The 16,883-nt window shown below is 38.8% G+C and carries 13 protein-coding genes and 5 tRNA genes; 13 read left to right on the top strand and 5 right to left on the bottom strand.

Features of this window, described 5'->3' with window-relative positions; genetic code table 11:
* Nucleotide 1: 1 nt before the first annotated feature.
* The 10 genes from L2737_RS12870 to galU all read left to right on the top strand — a co-directional run bounded on the left by L2737_RS12870 (nucleotide 2) and on the right by galU (nucleotide 11,211).
* Nucleotides 2-1,195 (top strand): glycosyltransferase family 2 protein, encoded by a 1,194-nt coding sequence (locus L2737_RS12870; protein WP_346349195.1) that lies wholly within the window; start codon nucleotides 2-4, stop codon nucleotides 1,193-1,195.
* Entirely contained in the window at nucleotides 1,185-1,907 is a 723-nt protein-coding gene (locus tag L2737_RS12865; RefSeq protein ID WP_248955965.1) for a WecB/TagA/CpsF family glycosyltransferase, read from the top strand. Before L2737_RS12870 ends, L2737_RS12865 begins: the two co-directional genes overlap by 11 nt.
* A gap of 149 nt (nucleotides 1,908-2,056) precedes the next feature.
* Complete coding sequence (locus L2737_RS12860) at nucleotides 2,057-3,457, top strand: undecaprenyl-phosphate glucose phosphotransferase (RefSeq protein ID WP_229369894.1); 1,401 nt, start codon at nucleotides 2,057-2,059, stop codon at nucleotides 3,455-3,457.
* Nucleotides 3,458-3,470: 13 nt separating this feature from the next.
* Nucleotides 3,471-4,685 carry an outer membrane beta-barrel protein gene (locus L2737_RS12855; RefSeq protein WP_157936193.1) on the top strand — a complete coding sequence of 405 codons (1,215 nt, stop codon included), beginning with the start codon at nucleotides 3,471-3,473 and terminating at the stop codon, nucleotides 4,683-4,685.
* 9 nt (nucleotides 4,686-4,694) lie between these two features.
* Nucleotides 4,695-5,219, top strand: coding sequence for a polysaccharide biosynthesis/export family protein (locus tag L2737_RS12850; protein ID WP_102527057.1), 525 nt, complete (start codon nucleotides 4,695-4,697; stop codon nucleotides 5,217-5,219).
* On the top strand, nucleotides 5,219-7,429 hold the full coding sequence (locus tag L2737_RS12845; RefSeq protein ID WP_248955964.1) for a GumC family protein: 2,211 nt from the start codon (nucleotides 5,219-5,221) through the stop codon (nucleotides 7,427-7,429). Before L2737_RS12850 ends, L2737_RS12845 begins: the two co-directional genes overlap by 1 nt.
* The gene (locus L2737_RS12840) at nucleotides 7,426-8,151 is read left to right on the top strand and encodes a tyrosine-protein phosphatase (RefSeq protein ID WP_248955963.1); all 726 of its coding nucleotides are present in this window, start codon (nucleotides 7,426-7,428) and stop codon (nucleotides 8,149-8,151) included. The genes L2737_RS12845 and L2737_RS12840 overlap by 4 nt, the downstream gene beginning before the upstream one ends.
* Before the next feature lie 7 nt (nucleotides 8,152-8,158).
* A complete protein-coding gene (locus L2737_RS12835) occupies nucleotides 8,159-8,881 on the top strand; it encodes a hypothetical protein (RefSeq protein WP_133146620.1) in 723 nt (240 codons plus the stop codon).
* Nucleotides 8,882-8,888: 7 nt separating this feature from the next.
* Nucleotides 8,889-10,238 carry an O-antigen ligase family protein gene (locus L2737_RS12830; RefSeq protein WP_248955962.1) on the top strand — a complete coding sequence of 450 codons (1,350 nt, stop codon included), beginning with the start codon at nucleotides 8,889-8,891 and terminating at the stop codon, nucleotides 10,236-10,238.
* Nucleotides 10,239-10,329: 91 nt separating this feature from the next.
* The gene (galU, locus tag L2737_RS12825; protein WP_102527052.1) at nucleotides 10,330-11,211 is read left to right on the top strand and encodes a UTP--glucose-1-phosphate uridylyltransferase GalU; all 882 of its coding nucleotides are present in this window, start codon (nucleotides 10,330-10,332) and stop codon (nucleotides 11,209-11,211) included.
* Between the two features lie 414 nt (nucleotides 11,212-11,625).
* Here the strand turns inward: galU and L2737_RS12820 are convergent.
* The 5 genes from L2737_RS12820 to L2737_RS12800 all read right to left on the bottom strand — a co-directional run bounded on the left by L2737_RS12820 (nucleotide 11,626) and on the right by L2737_RS12800 (nucleotide 12,209).
* A tRNA-Met gene (locus tag L2737_RS12820) sits at nucleotides 11,626-11,702 on the bottom strand.
* Between the two features lie 88 nt (nucleotides 11,703-11,790).
* Nucleotides 11,791-11,867: transfer RNA gene (locus L2737_RS12815), tRNA-Met, on the bottom strand.
* 28 nt (nucleotides 11,868-11,895) lie between these two features.
* Nucleotides 11,896-11,972 (bottom strand) — tRNA-Met (locus L2737_RS12810).
* A gap of 32 nt (nucleotides 11,973-12,004) precedes the next feature.
* Nucleotides 12,005-12,081 (bottom strand) — tRNA-Met (locus tag L2737_RS12805).
* Nucleotides 12,082-12,132: 51 nt separating this feature from the next.
* Nucleotides 12,133-12,209, bottom strand: a tRNA-Met gene (locus L2737_RS12800).
* A gap of 330 nt (nucleotides 12,210-12,539) precedes the next feature.
* On the opposite strand from L2737_RS12800, the gene rlmKL reads away from it, so the two are divergent.
* The 3 genes from rlmKL to L2737_RS12785 are packed head-to-tail and all read left to right on the top strand — an operon-like array spanning nucleotide 12,540 to nucleotide 16,879.
* Nucleotides 12,540-14,687, top strand: coding sequence for a bifunctional 23S rRNA (guanine(2069)-N(7))-methyltransferase RlmK/23S rRNA (guanine(2445)-N(2))-methyltransferase RlmL (gene rlmKL / locus L2737_RS12795; RefSeq protein WP_248955961.1), 2,148 nt, complete (start codon nucleotides 12,540-12,542; stop codon nucleotides 14,685-14,687).
* Between the two features lie 3 nt (nucleotides 14,688-14,690).
* On the top strand, nucleotides 14,691-14,957 hold the full coding sequence (locus L2737_RS12790) for a glutaredoxin family protein (RefSeq protein WP_248955960.1): 267 nt from the start codon (nucleotides 14,691-14,693) through the stop codon (nucleotides 14,955-14,957).
* Nucleotides 14,954-16,879 carry an ABC transporter ATP-binding protein gene (locus tag L2737_RS12785; protein ID WP_229369880.1) on the top strand — a complete coding sequence of 642 codons (1,926 nt, stop codon included), beginning with the start codon at nucleotides 14,954-14,956 and terminating at the stop codon, nucleotides 16,877-16,879. The genes L2737_RS12790 and L2737_RS12785 overlap by 4 nt, the downstream gene beginning before the upstream one ends.
* Nucleotides 16,880-16,883 lie beyond the last annotated feature (4 nt).

The raw sequence follows: 16,883 nt of genomic DNA, 5'->3' as shown, positions 1-16,883 counted from the left end.
GATGTTTACTCTAGATAACATAATTACGTTTTTGATTTTGATTATCATCGGTGTACCTACATTGATGATCAGCTTAGAGTTGCTCATAGGCCAAAGATTCAGTCGAAATAAGTTAGAAAGCATAAATAGACAACCGTGCTCAATATTGATGCCAGCCCATAATGAAGAGCTCGTGATTGAGCAAACTATACTGGCGCTTTTACCTCAGCTAATTGAGGGAGATAGATTCATCGTCATTGCAGATAATTGTACCGATAATACAGTCAGTATTTGCCAAACTCATTCGGTTGAAGTGATAGAGCGGCATGACCTTCATCAAGCAGGTAAAGGGTTTGCACTTGATTATGGGGTACAACATTTGAATAAATCAGTGGATGTTCCACAAACATTGGTGGTTTTAGATGCCGATTGTGAATTTGAACAAGGAAGCCTTGATAAACTTGTTAATCAAAGCCAAATTCAAAATTCAGTTATTCAATCTCTTTATTTAATGAAGTCTCCTATTGGCGCATCGATTAAAACTCGTGTTGCCGAATTTGCTTGGTTAGTTAAAAATAAGATTAGACCTACCGGTTTAGCAAAAATGAAAATAGGTTGTCATCTGCAAGGTTCGGGTATGGCGTTTCCATGGCGATTATTCACAAAGGTGTCTTTTGCTAGCGGCAGTATTGTTGAAGATCTGGAGCTAGGATTAAAGCTTGCTAGTATTGATGAACAAGCTAAATTCTATCCTCATGCTGTGGTTAATAGTTATTTTCCTGAGTCTTCTTCTGGCACCGAATCTCAACGAACTCGCTGGGAACATGGCCATATTAGCGCCATGTCTATATTGCCTCACATGATGTTGACAGCATTGGTTAAAGGGAGAGTGAATGTATTTTTATTGGCATTAGATGCAGCTATCCCACCAACAGTGCTGTGGATTTTTATCGTAGTGCTAACTAATTTTCTAACCTTAATATTGTTACTCCTCGGGTTGCCAACTGCCAGTTACATTAGTTTGACCTTATTACTCGTTTTAGTTGGAGCCATAGCTATTTCTTGGTTATTTAATGGTCGAAGTATCATTAAGTTGAAAGATGTTTTTGGCATTTTGGCGTATGTGTTTAGTAAGTTTTCAATCTATAAAAAATTCTTTACGGCAAGACAAAAAGAATGGGTAAGAACAGAGCGAGATGACAAATATGAACAGTAGTTCAATACTCGAAAAAGTTTCGTATATAGAAAAATCTAAAGTCGACGATTTCATTAATCATTTAATTAATGTTAATCAGCCAACGAGCTTGGGTTTTTTGAATCAACATGGCTATAACCTAATCGCTAAGTCCACTGAGATTGACGAATCTTTTAGGCAATTAGATTATGTGTTGCGTGATGGCATAGGCATCAAAATAGCGTGTAAATACAATCATATTTCAGCTGGTGAGAACTTAAATGGTACTGACTTAATTCCTTCTATTATTAAGCAAGCGCAATTTATCCACTCTGATATCAACTTTATAGTCTATGGCACAGTAGAGCCATGGTTGAGCATAGGCGCAAACAAGCTTTTTCTTGGCAACGACTATCAATCTTTAGACGGTTTCAAAGACGATGAGGCTTATTTAGACCATTTCAAAGAAAACTGTCGTGATGAAAGGTTCAATATTGTTGTGTTAGCGATGGGGATGCCAAAGCAAGAAAGAGTCGCGAAGCTCCTTAAGCATGCTAACTCCGCAAGAACCTTAATTATTTGTGGTGGTGCAATCATTGATTTTCAAGCTGGTCGCCATTCACGAGCTCCAGATTTTTATCGAAATAACGGTTTAGAGTGGCTTTACCGATTAAGTAAAGAGCCAAAAAGGATGTTTTCTCGGTATGTTGTAGGCATTCCAATTTTCTTTGCGAATGTAGCGTTAAGAAAATAAATATATGTAGTGATTTGTGTCTAGCACTAAAGGCTATTCAGCGTCATATCTATCCAACTAAAGTTTCAATTAAGCCATTCTGTATTTTTAATATCATCAAGCAAATTTATTATTACAATTCAGTATTCACTTTTTAAAAGGAGTAATTTGTGGATAAGCCCTCAAACTTCCATGTTGCACGAAATGGCTTAGCTTTTGCGTTTCGTCTGGCAGATGTTAGCTTTCTCATTGCAGCATTTTTTATCATGCTTTCTTTTCACGAAGTTGCATTTGATAGAGAGTATTTTTTGCTACTGATGGCAGAACTCTTTTTCTACTTATATTTAGCAGAATCGATATCAATATACCGTTCTTGGCGATTAAGTAGTTTTCTTTACGTCCTTGGATTGATGTCCACAGTATTAGTCGTTTCGTTTTTTATACTAATCACAGCTGTTTTTTTATTTAAACAAGGAGACTACTATTCAAGAGTGGTGATGTTTGGCTGGTTTAGCTTATCAATGTTACTTCTTGTTGGTTGGAGATTATTAGTTCGAATTGTTAAGCGAAGTATGCGACGTAATGGTTATAGTTTACAGAAAGTTGCCATTATCGGTATGACTCAATCTGGCACCAACTTATACCAAGAACTTAATGAAAATATTGAGTTGGGTCTTCAGTGCGTAGGTTTTTACGATGATAGAGAGCCAGAGAGAATTAATGGCGAATATTTAAAGTTGCTAAATGGCTCTATTGATAAAGTTGTAGCAATGGCTAAAAAAGGTGAAGTGAAAAAGCTTTATATCTGTTTGCCTATGTTAGCAGAAAAAAGAATTTCAAATATTATTCATCAATTGGGCGATTCGACAGTCGATGTTTTAATTTTACCGGACTTTTTACTTAAAAATTTGATGCATGCGCGTATAGGCCATGTTGGTGACTTGGATACGATTAGTGTTTTTGAATCACCAGTACATGGAATGAAAAACTTCTATAAACGAACTTTTGATATTTTATTTAGTTCGTTGGCGATTATTGCTATTTCACCTGTTTTAATGGTGATAGCAATAGCGATTAAATTGACTTCCCCGGGAGCTGTGATCTTTAAACAAGATAGGTATGGTCTTGGTGGTGAGAGGATTAAAGTATTCAAATTCCGGTCAATGACGGTGACTGAAAATGCTGCCAAGGTCACCCAAGCGACGAAAAATGACAGCCGTCTGACTTCTATTGGGGGGTTCCTAAGGCGAACTTCACTAGATGAACTGCCTCAGTTTTTTAATGTTTTATTAGGCACTATGTCAGTTGTTGGGCCTAGGCCTCATGCGGTTGCTCATAATGAAGAATATCGCCAACTGGTTGCTTATTACATGTTGCGTCATAAAGTTCGTCCCGGCATTACAGGTTGGGCACAGGTTAATGGTTGGCGTGGTGAAACAGACACGATTGATAAAATGGAAAAACGTGTCGAATACGACTTAGCATACATACGTCATTGGTCTCTTTGGTGGGACGTTAAAATAATTTTTAAGACAGTTTTTAAAGGCTTTACTGGAAATAATGCTTACTAACATGGAGAGTAAAATGAGAACCTTGATAGGCAATAAAAATATAATAGCAGTGTTAGTTGGTGCATTATTTGTCCCTGTTGCACAGGCTCAGAACACTGAAAATGCCGTCGTGATTAAAACTGATTCAGGGATCGATTTCACCCCAGGGTTAAATGCGAGTGTGAAATATGATGACAATATCGCAAGTGCAAACCTTGATACTGAAGACAGTATGATTTTAGTGGTAACTCCTGCTCTTAAAGCTGAACTTCTTAGTGGCAATAGCTCTTATACCGCCGAAGCTGGTATTGAATATGCTGAATATTTCAGCAGCAGTGACGATAACTATTTAGATGGTTTATTTCGATTAAAAGCAGATGTGGAACTTAACCAGTCCAATCGGTTTAATATCATTGGTTCATACATTGCGGGTCATGAAGATAGGGGTACAGGTATTTTCGAAGGCGCAGGTAACCTGCAGGTAGAGCCCAATACCTATGATGTATATGCCATTGGCGGTTATTACGAGTATGGAGCAAGAAGTACGCCAGCAAGATTAAGAATTAACGCTAAATACTTAGAAAAAGAATACAAACGATATGAAGAGCTAACTCAATATAAAAACTACACAGATGTAACTTTTGGTGGTTCGTTTTATTACGATGTGAGCCCTACAGCGAGCTTAGTTGCAAGCATTCAAAGCATTGATACTGAGTATAACAAGAGTCCACAAGACATCGAATTACAAAATCGAGACAGTGTAACGACCAATTATTTACTCGGAGCAGACTGGGAAGCTACGGCCTCTACAGAAGGTAAAGTGAGAGTAGGTTATCAACAGAAAAGTTTTGATAATAGTATTCGAGATGACTTTAGCGGTTTAACCTGGGATGTAGATATCACGTGGAGGCCATTAACTTATAGTGCATTGACGCTAAAAACAGGGCAGAGCAGTAAAGATCCTAACCTTTTAGGAGACTATGTACGTGAGACAAGTTACGGGGCTTCATGGGAGCATAATTGGACAGAGCTTTTTTCAACTAAACTAGGTTATGAAAGAGTAGAGGACGACTTTACTGGCATTATTAGGGAAGACAAAACATCAACGTACCAAGCCGCGATAGGATATTCAGTCGCGCGTTGGCTAATGTTAAGAGCAGGCGTTGATATTAATGAAAGTCGTTCATCGAGTGATATATACGAATTTGATAGAAATGTGTATTACATCAATGCTGAAATGACTTTGTAAAGGAAGGTTATGAAATTAGTTCTGTTGTTATTAGCGCTTGTGTTTACAAGCGTTAATGCTTTTGCCGAAAATGATGAAGATAATCATAGGTTATCGGCTGGCGATACGATCGTAATAAAAGTTTATGGTGAAGAAAAGCTGACGTTAGAAACCAGATTGACCAACAGTAGTACGGTTAATTATCCATTTTTAGGTACGTTAGCACTTAAAGGCTTAACAGTGAAAGAAGTTGAGAATTTAATTTATTCCGGATTGAAAGGTGACTACTTTGTCGAGCCTAGTGTTTATGTAGGTATTGTGCATTACCGTCCATTTTACATTCATGGCGAAGTAAAAAAACCTGGCGGGTATCCTTATCAACCAGGGATGACAATAAACCAAGCTGTAGCATTGGCTGGAGGATTAACAGAGAGAGCTTCAACAGATAAAATCTTTATCTCTCGTGAAGGAACCAAAACTCAGTCTGAAAGTGCGGAGATTAAAACTAAAATCAATGCTGGTGATACGGTAACCATAGAACAGAGATTTTTTTAATGATATCAACAACACCTATCGAAAAAACATCACCTATTCTTCCTGAGCAGTTAATTGACTTTAAAAAACTCTTTAAGCCGTTACTGTATTTTAAGTGGCGCATTCTAGCTTTTTCTATTCTTGTTACCGCACTGACAGTGTTTGTGGTGATGAGTATGAAGCCTATTTATTCAGCCACATCGACGCTATTGATAGAGTCTGAACAAGCGAGTGCGATTAAAATTGATGAAGTGTATGGCATTAATTCAGGGCAACGGGAATATTATTTAACTCAATTCGAAATCCTTAAATCCCGCTCCATTGCTGAAAGGGTTTTTAACGAATTAGATTTGGAGAATCATCCGCAATTTCAGCCACAGCCATCGTTATTCAAGCAATTTAAAAATAACTTTGATTTTCTGCCAAAAGAAGAAAGTGCCCCAGTTGATCACAATAAAGTGTATCAACAAAGAGTGAGTGGTTTTGCAAGTAACATTTTTATTAGACCAATTCGTAAAACTCAGTTAGTTAATATTAGTTACGAAACCCCCGACCCAGAGCTCGCATCCTTAGTCTCCAATGCTGTAGGCGATGCGTACATTTTGAGTCAATTAGAAGCTAAAGCTGGGATGACTCAAAAAGCCAATATTTGGCTAGGTGGACGATTAGAAGACCTACGTGTCAATCTTGATGCATCAGAACATCGTTTAGAGCAGTTTAGAATTAAAAACGGCCTTGTGGATGTTGAAGGGGTTACAGCGCTAGATGCAAAAGAGTTGCAGCGTTTGAGTGATGAGATTACCGTTGCGAGATCTCGTAAAGCGCAAGCTGACAGTTTCATGGCCGTTGTTAAGAAGTATGGTGCAAATGACATTGGCAGATTAGAAAGTTTACCAGAAGTCACTTCTCATCTTTCTATTCAAAATGTCAAACGTGAAGTCAGTATTGTCGAACGTAAAGTGTCTGAATTAAAGCAAGTATATGGCCCTAAACACCCAAAATTAATTGCAGCTAATGCAGAATTAGCCACAGTTGAAAAAAACTTGCGCATACAAATTGGCCGTTTGGTGCAGGGTATCGAAGATGAAGCGCAAACAGCGACTCAAAACCTAAAAGCGTTAGAGCAACAGTTTAATAGTTCTAAAGGTGACTTTCAGGATCTAAGTACCATTGATACCACATACAAACGCTTGGTACGTGAAGTTAATACTAATCAACAATTATTTGAAAGTTTTCTTTCTCGCCAAAAAGAAACAGAAGTGACAGGTGATTTTGACTCGCCTGTTGCACGCTTTACCGATAGGGCTGTAACACCTTACAACCCTATTAAACCTAACAAGAAACTCATTGTTGTGGCTGCTTTCTTAGCCAGTTTTATTTTTGCTATTGTGGTTGTTTTAGTGCTTGATGCGTTAAACGATACAATCAAAACAACTGACGATGTTGAAAAAGTACTATCGCAGCGAGCGTTAGGTTATATCCCTAAAGCGGATAAGAAAGCCAGTTATGATGAAGTTAATTTTGCATTTTTTGACAGTAACGCCAAGATGCATGCTGAGTCAGTACGAACGATTAGAACATCGCTTTCTTTAATGGCGTTGGGGCAAGAACTTCGGATTATTGAAGTCTCATCTTCATTTCCCAATGAAGGGAAAACTACAGTAGCGATGAATTTAGCATTTGCTTTTTCAGGTATGGAAAAAGTGCTGATAATTGATGCTGATATGAGAAAGCCCAATATTGGCAGCCGTTTTGGTTTACCAAACTATCAACCTGGGTTATCAAATGTGCTATCAGGTGCTGATGATATTAATTCCTGCATTGTGAGAGATGTTAAGCCTAATGTTGATGTGTTAGCTGCAGGAGCCATTCCGCTCAACCCTCAAGAATTATTGTCATCTCCTTACTTTGCTGAAGTCATGACAATACTGAAGCAGCAATACACTAAAATTATTGTTGATACCCCTCCGATTCAAGCAGTAAGTGATGCGCTTGTTATAGCGCCCCACAGTGATGCAGTTGTCACCGTGGTTAAAGCTGCTACCACTCGCTCAGAAGCTGTTAAATTAACCTTGGCTAAATTATACCAGGCTCGAGGCAAAGTCTTCGGTGTCGTGCTAAATCAACTGAATATCAAAGACGCTCAACAGTATCATGGTCAATATGGTTATTATCAACCTTATGAGAGTAACGAGGTTGAAGTTCAGCTACCTGTTGATAAAGCCTCGTGATAGATATTCATTGCCACGTACTTCCTGGAATTGATGATGGTGCAAAAGATTTACAAGAATCGATTGCACTCATTAATTTGTCCGTTGAACAGGGAATTACCAGAATAGTGGCCACGCCTCATATTCACATTGGAATATATGATAACAACCTGAAAATTATCAATGACGCTGCAAATATAGTAAAAGATGAGCTTAAAGCTCAAGGCATGAATATTGAATTAAGCGTTGCGGCTGAAGTGCGCATCTGCCCTGAAATTATTTTATTTGCCCAGCAAGGTTTATTACCTTTTATTGGAGATTATCAAGAAAAAAAGGTTCTATTGCTTGAACTACCAAGTAGCCATATACCTGCTGGTGCTGACAAACTGATTGACTGGTTACTCAATTTTGACATCATTCCGATGATTGCACACCCTGAAAGAAATAGAGAACTGCAACGATATCCAGAAAGAATAAAGGTATTTCAACAAAGGGGCTGTTTATTTCAATTAACGGCAGCTTCATTGTTAGGGCAATTTGGAGAGCTACCTCAATTGACGAGTGAACGGTGGTTAAAAGAAAAGCTATATACTATTGTCGGCTCAGATTGTCATTCTATTAAGCGAAGACCACCAAAACTTCTAGAAGCTAGAAACGTGATCGCTGAACTTATAGATGAAGAATATGCTCAACAGTTAGTACATGACTTTCCTAATCTAATCTCTAAGCGACTTTTTTCATAAATGGAATATGATGCATAAAATGCCCTCAACACGCAGATTAATTTATGCTGCATTGATTGTTGTTTTGTTAGCTTTTCTACCTTTACTTATACAAAAAGGTGTAGCGAATGCCTATCATTTTAAAACCTTATTTTATTTAAAATTGTGGGAAGGCAATCAGCAGCCATCAAAAGCTCAATTTCAACAAGCGAAAGTTGCAGCTGTGAATGCTTATTCGCTAGATAACTCAAACCCTCATTACATATTATCATTTGCAAAAGTATTGGAGTGGGGGGCTTATCATCAGTTCTATGACATTGATGTCAAAAAACATAGTCAGCTCTATATGACAGCTATAAAGTTACGGCCATTGTGGCCTAATGCTTATGCAGATTATGGGGCTAGTCTCGCGTTTTTAAATAGTGACCTCGATACAGCTTGGCCTCTATTAGAAAAAGGCTTACGTTATGGCCCTTATACTCCTGAGGTCTTAAGGCAAGTGCTTGCAGTAGGATTCTTTTTTTGGCCTCAATTATCTGTGGAACAGAAAAAGCTTGTACTTGAAACGAGTTTGGTTGCAGTTGAGTCACAATGGTCTATGAAATTAGAATTGCAGCAATTAACAAGAAATTATCAGCGTACATCGGTTGTGTGTAGTTATATGAAATACACTGCTATAGAGATTTCAGAGGCCGGACAACAATGGGTTTCAGAATCTTTATGTCACCATTTTTATAAAAGGTTTGGTTGATAAATAAATGGAAACTTCTTCACGAATTTCAAAGTATTTTATTTTCTTTCTCTGTAGTTTAATTATCATCGCTCCGCTCCCTTTGGGGAGTAATCGAATTTGGGCTTGGTCGATTTTAGAATTAGCTGTATTCAGTTTGGCTTGTTTTCACCTTGCTTATTGTGCGAAGCATGAAAAACCAATTTTAAGTTTTGATTGGCAAAAGACTCTGTTGATTCCGATTGTGGTTATGTTGGTGTATTTATTACTTCAAGTTATTGGAGTCATACCTGGAATTGACACTGTAGATGCTTATCAAACGACTCATCAATTATTGAAAACGCTCACTTATTTAATATTTGTCCTGTTACTAAGTGAGTATTGCAAAGATGAAAGAATGTTACGTTGGGTTGTTTTTAGCATTATTTTGTCGGGATGTTTTCAAGCATTCTACGGTTCTTTTGTTTATTTGTTAGATTTAGATGTTTCACCTGTTTTTCATTTTGCTGAAGGTGATAAAGCAAGAGGAACTTTTGTCTATCAAAATCATTTTGCTAACTACTTAGCATTATGTCTTGCTATTGCAGTGGGTTGGCTTATTTCTGAGTTGAATACTCAACGACAAGCGTTTGAATTCAGGCAAGCTTTCTTGAATGCCTTATCAACAATGTTTAGTAGAAAGTTGATTTTGCGACTAGCCATTATTTTAATGATTATTGGTTTAATTTTAAGTCGTTCAAGAATGGGAAATGCTGGCTTTTTTACTGCATTAATAGTGGTTTCTGTCTTCGCAATATTTTGCTATCGAAGACCACCTATTTTATTAAAACCGTTAGTGATCAGTATTATTATTTTGGACTTAATTATTGTCGGTTCTATATTTGGCGTTGAGAAGGTAAAACAAAGAATTGAAGATACCAGTTTTGCTTCTGAGACACGTGATCTGGTTGTCATTGATAGTATGCCAATAATTGAAGATAACTGGTTAACGGGTACTGGAGGTGGGAGTTTTTATACTACTTTTCCTAGCTACCAGCCTAGACCATACAGCGGTTTTTATGATCATGCTCATAATGAATATATACAATTCTCAATCGAGTATGGAGTGATTATTTCTGCAATGCTTGGCTTGTGGGTTTTATACGGGCTCTATTTAGCGTGTAAAACAATGCATAAACGAAATAATAAATTCTATAAAGGCGTGGCCTTTGGTAGTGCTATGGCTATTGTTCACATGTGCATACACAACATGGTTGATTTCAACTTGCAATCCCCCGCTAATACTCTGCTTTTTTTAACTATTTTAACCTTGTGCTGGTTATCTTATAACCTTCCTTCTGACTTGAAAAAACGGCCACGAAGGCATCGCGGAGATTAAGCGAAAGGTAATAAGAAATTTAAGTTTTTCTTGAAATAATAATTTCAAAATTTTTACAATTAATTTTAACTTTGACTATAAAAGGACTCATATGAAAGTTGTTATTCCTGTTGCGGGACTAGGTACCCGAATGCTGCCAGCAACCAAAGCAATTCCAAAAGAAATGTTGCCACTTGTTGATAAGCCATTGATTCAATATATTGTGGACGAATGTGTTAAAGCCGGTGTGAAAGAGATCGTTTTAGTCACACATGCGAGTAAAAATGCTATTGAAAACCATTTTGATAAATCTTATGAGTTGGAATCAACACTCGAGAAGCGTGTTAAACGTCAATTATTAAAAGAAGTGCAGGGCATATGCCCTAAAGATGTCACGATTATGCACGTTCGCCAGGGAGAAGCTAAAGGTTTAGGTCACGCCGTGTTGTGTGCTAAACCTTGTATCGGTAATAACCCATTTGCAGTTGTGCTGCCCGATGTGATTTTGGATGAGTATACTGCTAATCAAAGCTCAGAAAATTTAGCCGCGATGATCAGCCGTTATGAATCTACCTTTGCAAGCCAAATCATGGTCGCACCAGTCGCTACAGAAGAAGTGCATAAGTACGGTATTGCTGATTGTGATGGTGTTGAAGTCTTGGCGGGTGATTCAACTAAGATTGTTAAAATGGTTGAGAAGCCATCAATTGAGGAAGCTCCCTCAAATCTTGCTGTTGTTGGTCGTTATGTTCTCTCTGAAAAAATTTGGGATTTATTAGCCAAAACGCCTGCTGGTGCAGGTGATGAGATTCAATTAACCGATGCCATTGATATGTTAATAGAATCTGACGCTGTAGAAGCGTTTAACATGACGGGCAAATCTCACGATTGCGGCGACAAGTTAAGTTATATGGCTGCCTTTGTCGAGTACGGCTTGAATAATAAGAAGCTTGGAAAAGATTTTAAAGAGATTATCAAAAAGCTGGTTAAATAAACTTACCTAGCATTAATTGAATGCGCTACAGTTATTTGTAGCCATGAACACCAACAAAAGCCCTGGAACATGTTTTCAGGGCTTTTTTTGTACCCGCAGGCTTTTAAATTTAAAAAGTATAAGAGTTGATGTTTGTATTCAGAATTGTTTATTAAGACCTGTTTACTAAGAAGGGGATATTCTGACCTGTGTATTCGCTTAATAATCACTAAAAGGCATAAACCACAACTTATACAAGTATCGAGGGTAAGCGCGAGTGATAAGTTTTGGCTTGAAGGCAGTGACTCAAATGTGTGCAAACGTTATTCACGGATAAAGCAAAAGGTTTAAATAATGAAAAATCAATCAACGAAAGATGTTTAGAAGAGAAGCATTACATTGAGATACTAGAGGAAAACTATTTGAATATTAAATTGGTTGCGGGAGCTGGATTTGAACCAACGACCTTCGGGTTATGAGCCCGACGAGCTACCAAACTGCTCCATCCCGCGTCCGATTTAACTATCTTGAGACAAATTGAAATGTATTAACTCTGATTTCAGAGTGTTACAAACTTATAAATTGGCATTTATAAGAAATTGGTTGCGGGAGCTGGATTTGAACCAACGACCTTCGGGTTATGAGCCCGACGAGCTACCAAACTGCTCCATCCCGCGTCCGATTTTTCAATTTTTAATAAGTAAGTGGTTGCGGGAGCTGGATTTGAACCAACGACCTTCGGGTTATGAGCCCGACGAGCTACCAAACTGCTCCATCCCGCGTCCGTACTTATTATTCAATTAGTTAATTTTATTGGTTGCGGGAGCTGGATTTGAACCAACGACCTTCGGGTTATGAGCCCGACGAGCTACCAAACTGCTCCATCCCGCGTCCGAATAAAAACTAATTGATGCTTAAACTTCCTGATAACCAATATAAAATTGGTTGCGGGAGCTGGATTTGAACCAACGACCTTCGGGTTATGAGCCCGACGAGCTACCAAACTGCTCCATCCCGCGTCCGTTTAAGCGGGGCGAACTATAACGACCTATAGTGCCCTTGGCAAGTCGAATTAGCATATTTATGATCGTTTGTTGGGTTAATGAGCATATATAGACTATTTCAGCCTTAATCGGTGGCCTTTTAAGCATTGTCTATGTGTTTTTGCTTTCAATTAGCTAATTTTTGGATCAAATTATCCAATAAATCTTAGATTTATTGGTACTCAATAGCTAAAACGACTCAAAAGACTAGAATTTATCCATTTCAGTGACATTTTCACACCTGACAATCGGTTTAGGTATATAATGCCGACTTAATTATATCTGTGAGATGATGACGTCGATTCCATGTTAAATTTTTTTGCTGCTGCCCCTAAGGGTTTTGAATATAGCTTATCTAATGAGCTTAAAGAGTTTGGTGCTACTGATGTTAAGGAAAGCGTCGCTGGTGTGTATTTTTCAGCACCTATAGAACTTGCCTACCGAATTACATTGTGGTCTCGACTTGCTAGCCGCATTGTCGTTGTTATCTATAAAGGTGCTTGTGAGTCTGCCGAGCAACTTTATAACGCAGCATATGCTGTTGATTGGCCATCTCACTTCTCTAATCAAAGTACATTTGGTATTGATTTTCACGGTACTGGTGGGTTTATTAACAACACCCAGTTTGGCGCACTGAAAATTAAAGATGCTGTTGTTGACCGTTTTCGTGATGATGGTCAGGAACGTCCTGATGTAGAACGTATCCATTCAGATTTTAGAATCGATGCTCATTTTCGAAATAATCAACTTACCATGTCGATTAACTTCTCTGGGCCTTCATTACACCAACGCGGTTACCGTTCAACAACGGGTGAAGCACCACTAAAAGAGAACTTAGCAGCCAATATGCTAGCTCGTTGTGGCTGGCAAGCTAAACCGATTGACTTATTAGATCCATTTTGTGGTAGTGGTACGGTTGTGATTGAAGCAGCATTAATGGCTGCTGATATTGCCCCAGGATTGCAGCGTGCAAGATTTGGTTTTGAGCATTGGCTTCAGCATGACGATCAAGTTTGGCAAGACATCTTACAAGAAGCTAAAGCACGAGCGAGCTTAGGTAAATCTCGTTGTAATGTTAAGTTTTACGGATCGGATATTGATTCTCGGATGGTGGCGCTAGCAAAACAGAATGCTGAAAATGCAGGTGTTGCTGACTTAATTGACTTTACGGTATCAGATGCGCTTGAAGTGACACCGCCGTTAGAAACTGGCTTTTTAGTCTCAAACCCACCTTATGGTGAGCGTTTAGGCAGTATTACTGAGCTTTTACAGCTTTATTATCAGTTAGGCGATAAGTTTAAAAAAGATTTTGGTGGCTGGAAGATTGCCATGCTGTGTAGCGATATTGAATTGCTATCGGCATTAAAGCTTAAAGCTGACAAACAAATGAAGATGTTTAACGGTGCGTTGGAATGTGGTTTTAACCTTTATACATTGCACGCAAAAAGTACCCGCCGTGAAGCGCCAGTATTACCGGAAGGTGTCGACATTGCCGATATCTCACCAGCGTTTGCTAATCGTATTAAAAAGAATATGAAGCAATTGACTAAGTGGGCCAAAAAAGAAGGTATCGATAGCTACCGTATTTATGATGCCGACTTGCCTGAATATAATGTGGCGATTGATAAGTATGTCGATCATGTTGTGATTCAAGAATACTCAGCACCTGCTACCATTCCTGAAGCTGTGACAAAACGTCGTTTAACCGATGTATTGTTATCACTACCTGCAGCCTTGGGTATTGATCCTGAGTTAGTCACCTTAAAAACACGCGAACGTCAAAAAGGTGCTAGCCAGTACCAAAAGTTAGACGAGCAGAAGCTTGAGATTATTACTCAAGAATATAATGCGCGATTCAAGTTAAACCTGACTGGGTATTTGGATACTGGTTTATTTTTAGACCATCGCTTAACCCGTAAACTGGTTGGTGAAAAGTCAGCGGGTAAACGCGTACTAAACTTGTTCTCTTACACTGGTAGTGCATCGGTTCATGCAGCCCTTGGTGGCGCTAAATCTGTCACGACAGTCGATATGTCGAATACGTATTTAGCTTGGGCTAAAGAAAACTTTGAGTTAAACAACCTCAACGTTAGACAATACAAGTTTGAGCAAGCCAATTGCATTCAATGGATAAAAGATTGTGAAGAACAATTTGATTTGATTTTCATTGATCCGCCAACCTTTTCAAATTCTAAGCGTATGGAAGATAGTTGGGATGTTCAGCGTGACCATGCTGCTTTATTGGTTGATTTGATTAAATTGTTGAGCCCAACGGGTGAGATCATTTTCTCTAACAACAAACGTAAATTTAAAATGGATATCAACCTTTTAGGCCAATATAAAATGGACGTGAAGAACATTGATAACCAAACCTTACCAATGGATTATAAGCGTAATCCACACATCCATAACACATGGTCAATCACTCATGCTAAGTCGCCTTACAGCAGCTAAGGCATGCAGAGTCGTAATATGTTAACTAACACAAAAACTGAAAACTCAGATTTAATTTTATATCACACAGAGGGATGCCATTTGTGTGAAATTGCTCAATCGCTGGTTGAGCAATTAGCCCTGAGTTATCAACATATTGATATATGCGATGATGAAGTACTTGCTGAGCGTTACGGTATTTCAATTCCAGTGTTAGTTATGGGTGATAAAGAACTGTTTTGGCCATTTGATGTGCCACAGTTAACTGATTTTATTAGGAGCGTCGTTTGAGTCTAGTTCGTATTAATAATGGTTCGTTAGCCTATGGTTATACGCCATTATTGAAAAATTCTGATTTCACTATTTTACCTGGTGAGCGTGTTTGTATTGTCGGCCGAAATGGCGCAGGCAAATCAAGTTTGATGAAAGTCCTATCAGGTGATGTGCTACTTGACGATGGTGAATTTAATATCGCCTCAGATGTGAATGTTAGCCGTTTACAGCAAGATCCGCCTAAAGCGGAAACGGGGACGGTTTATAAGTATATCTCAGCGGGACTTAAAGAAATTGGCGAGCAACTTGAGCGTTATCATCAGCTTTCCCATGACGTTGCTACTGCTGAGCCAGAAGCAATGGAAAAGATGCTCAATCAAATGACGCGTCTTCAAGAGTCACTAGATCATAATAATGGTTGGCAACTTGATTCAAGAATTATCCAGAATTGTGAATTACTTGGACTCGATCCAGATAAGCCATTAAGTGAGTTATCTGGTGGCTGGCAACGCAAGGTTGCTTTAGCACGTGCTCTAGTCAGCGAGCCAGACTTATTATTACTTGATGAACCAACCAACCACCTCGACATTGATACCATTGAATGGTTAGAGCAATTCTTGCTTAACTTTAAAGGTGCCATCGTATTCGTCAGCCATGACCGTGGTTTTATTCACCGTATGGCAACCCGAATTGTTGATCTGGACCGTGGTGTTGTCACGTCTTGGCCTGGCAATTACAAAATGTACTTAGAAGGTAAGCAAGAGTGGTTGCGGGTTGAGGCTGAGCAAAATGCTCACTTTGATAAAAAACTGGCAGAAGAGGAAACTTGGATCCGTCAGGGCGTTAAAGCACGTCGTACGCGTAATGAAGGCCGAGTCCGAGCATTAAAAGCATTGAGAAGTGAGCGCAGCGAGCGTTTGAATCGACAAGGCAACGCCAAGATGAACGTCAGTGATACAGAGCGTTCTGGTAAGTTAGTATTTGATATTAAAGAGCTAAACTATAATCTTCCTGAAAAAGATTTAGTTAAAAACTTCAGTTCAACGGTTATGCGCGGTGATAGAATCGCATTAATTGGACCAAACGGCTGTGGTAAATCGACGCTGATTAAGTTATTGATTGAGCAACTAACACCTCAATCAGGTGAAGTAAAAGTTGGTACCAAGCTTGAAGTTGCTTATTTTGACCAATACCGCGAAGCGCTTGACCCAGAAAAAACAGTTGAAGAAAATGTTGGTGATGGTAAAAGTACCGTAACAATTAATGGCCAAGACCGTCATATTTTAAGTTACTTACAAGACTTCTTATTTTCACCTGCCAGGGCAAGAACGCCTGTCAAAGCGTTATCAGGTGGTGAGAAAAACCGTTTGTTGCTGGCACGCCTGTTACTGAGACCTGCAAACTTAATTATTCTTGATGAACCAACCAATGACCTTGATGTTGAGACCCTAGAATTGTTAGAGTCTCTACTGACTGATTTTGAAGGCACATTATTAATTGTCAGTCATGACCGTGAATTTATAGATAACACGGTAACCAGCAGTTGGTGGTTTGCGGGTAATGGTGGATGGCATGAGTATGTTGGTGGTTATAATGATGCTGTTTCTCAAGGAGCTAAATTTTATTCTGAGGAACCTGACGCCGCATCTGTTGTCATAGCATCAGCGCCTGTTGAAACGAAAGCTGAAAAGCCTAAGCAAGCAACAACCAATGCGCCTAAGAAATTATCATTCAAACTTCAACGTGAGCTCGAGCAATTGCCGAGTAAAATGGAGACGTTAGAACAGGAAGTAGAAGAATTACAAAACACTGTGGCTTCAGCTGATTTTTATAGCCAACCACAAGATACTGTCAACTCAGTGCTACAGGCATTGGCGGCAAAAGAACAAGAATTGGACACTTGCTTTGAACGTTGGGAAGAACTCGAGTCATTGAAGTAAGCGC

The sequence above is a fragment of the Shewanella electrodiphila genome (genome assembly GCF_023283985.1).
GTDB classification, from domain to species: domain Bacteria; phylum Pseudomonadota; class Gammaproteobacteria; order Enterobacterales; family Shewanellaceae; genus Shewanella; species Shewanella electrodiphila.
Note: the sequence above shows the minus strand (reverse complement) of the source record. Positions and strands in the feature narration are given on the sequence as shown.

Excerpts from the sequence above, each read along its gene's own strand:
- L2737_RS12850 (WP_102527057.1), top strand. The coding sequence starts at position 4,695 with ATGAAATTAGTTCTGTTGTTATTAGCGCTTGTGTTTACAAGCGTTAAT.
- L2737_RS12830 (WP_248955962.1), top strand. The coding sequence starts at position 8,889 with ATGGAAACTTCTTCACGAATTTCAAAGTATTTTATTTTCTTTCTCTGT.
- L2737_RS12790 (WP_248955960.1), top strand. The coding sequence starts at position 14,691 with ATGCAGAGTCGTAATATGTTAACTAACACAAAAACTGAAAACTCAGAT.
- L2737_RS12855 (WP_157936193.1), top strand. The coding sequence starts at position 3,471 with ATGAGAACCTTGATAGGCAATAAAAATATAATAGCAGTGTTAGTTGGT.
- rlmKL (WP_248955961.1), top strand. The coding sequence starts at position 12,540 with ATGTTAAATTTTTTTGCTGCTGCCCCTAAGGGTTTTGAATATAGCTTA.
- L2737_RS12865 (WP_248955965.1), top strand. The coding sequence starts at position 1,185 with ATGAACAGTAGTTCAATACTCGAAAAAGTTTCGTATATAGAAAAATCT.
- L2737_RS12845 (WP_248955964.1), top strand. The coding sequence starts at position 5,219 with ATGATATCAACAACACCTATCGAAAAAACATCACCTATTCTTCCTGAG.
- L2737_RS12835 (WP_133146620.1), top strand. The coding sequence starts at position 8,159 with ATGATGCATAAAATGCCCTCAACACGCAGATTAATTTATGCTGCATTG.
- galU (WP_102527052.1), top strand. The coding sequence starts at position 10,330 with ATGAAAGTTGTTATTCCTGTTGCGGGACTAGGTACCCGAATGCTGCCA.
- L2737_RS12870 (WP_346349195.1), top strand. The coding sequence starts at position 2 with ATGTTTACTCTAGATAACATAATTACGTTTTTGATTTTGATTATCATC.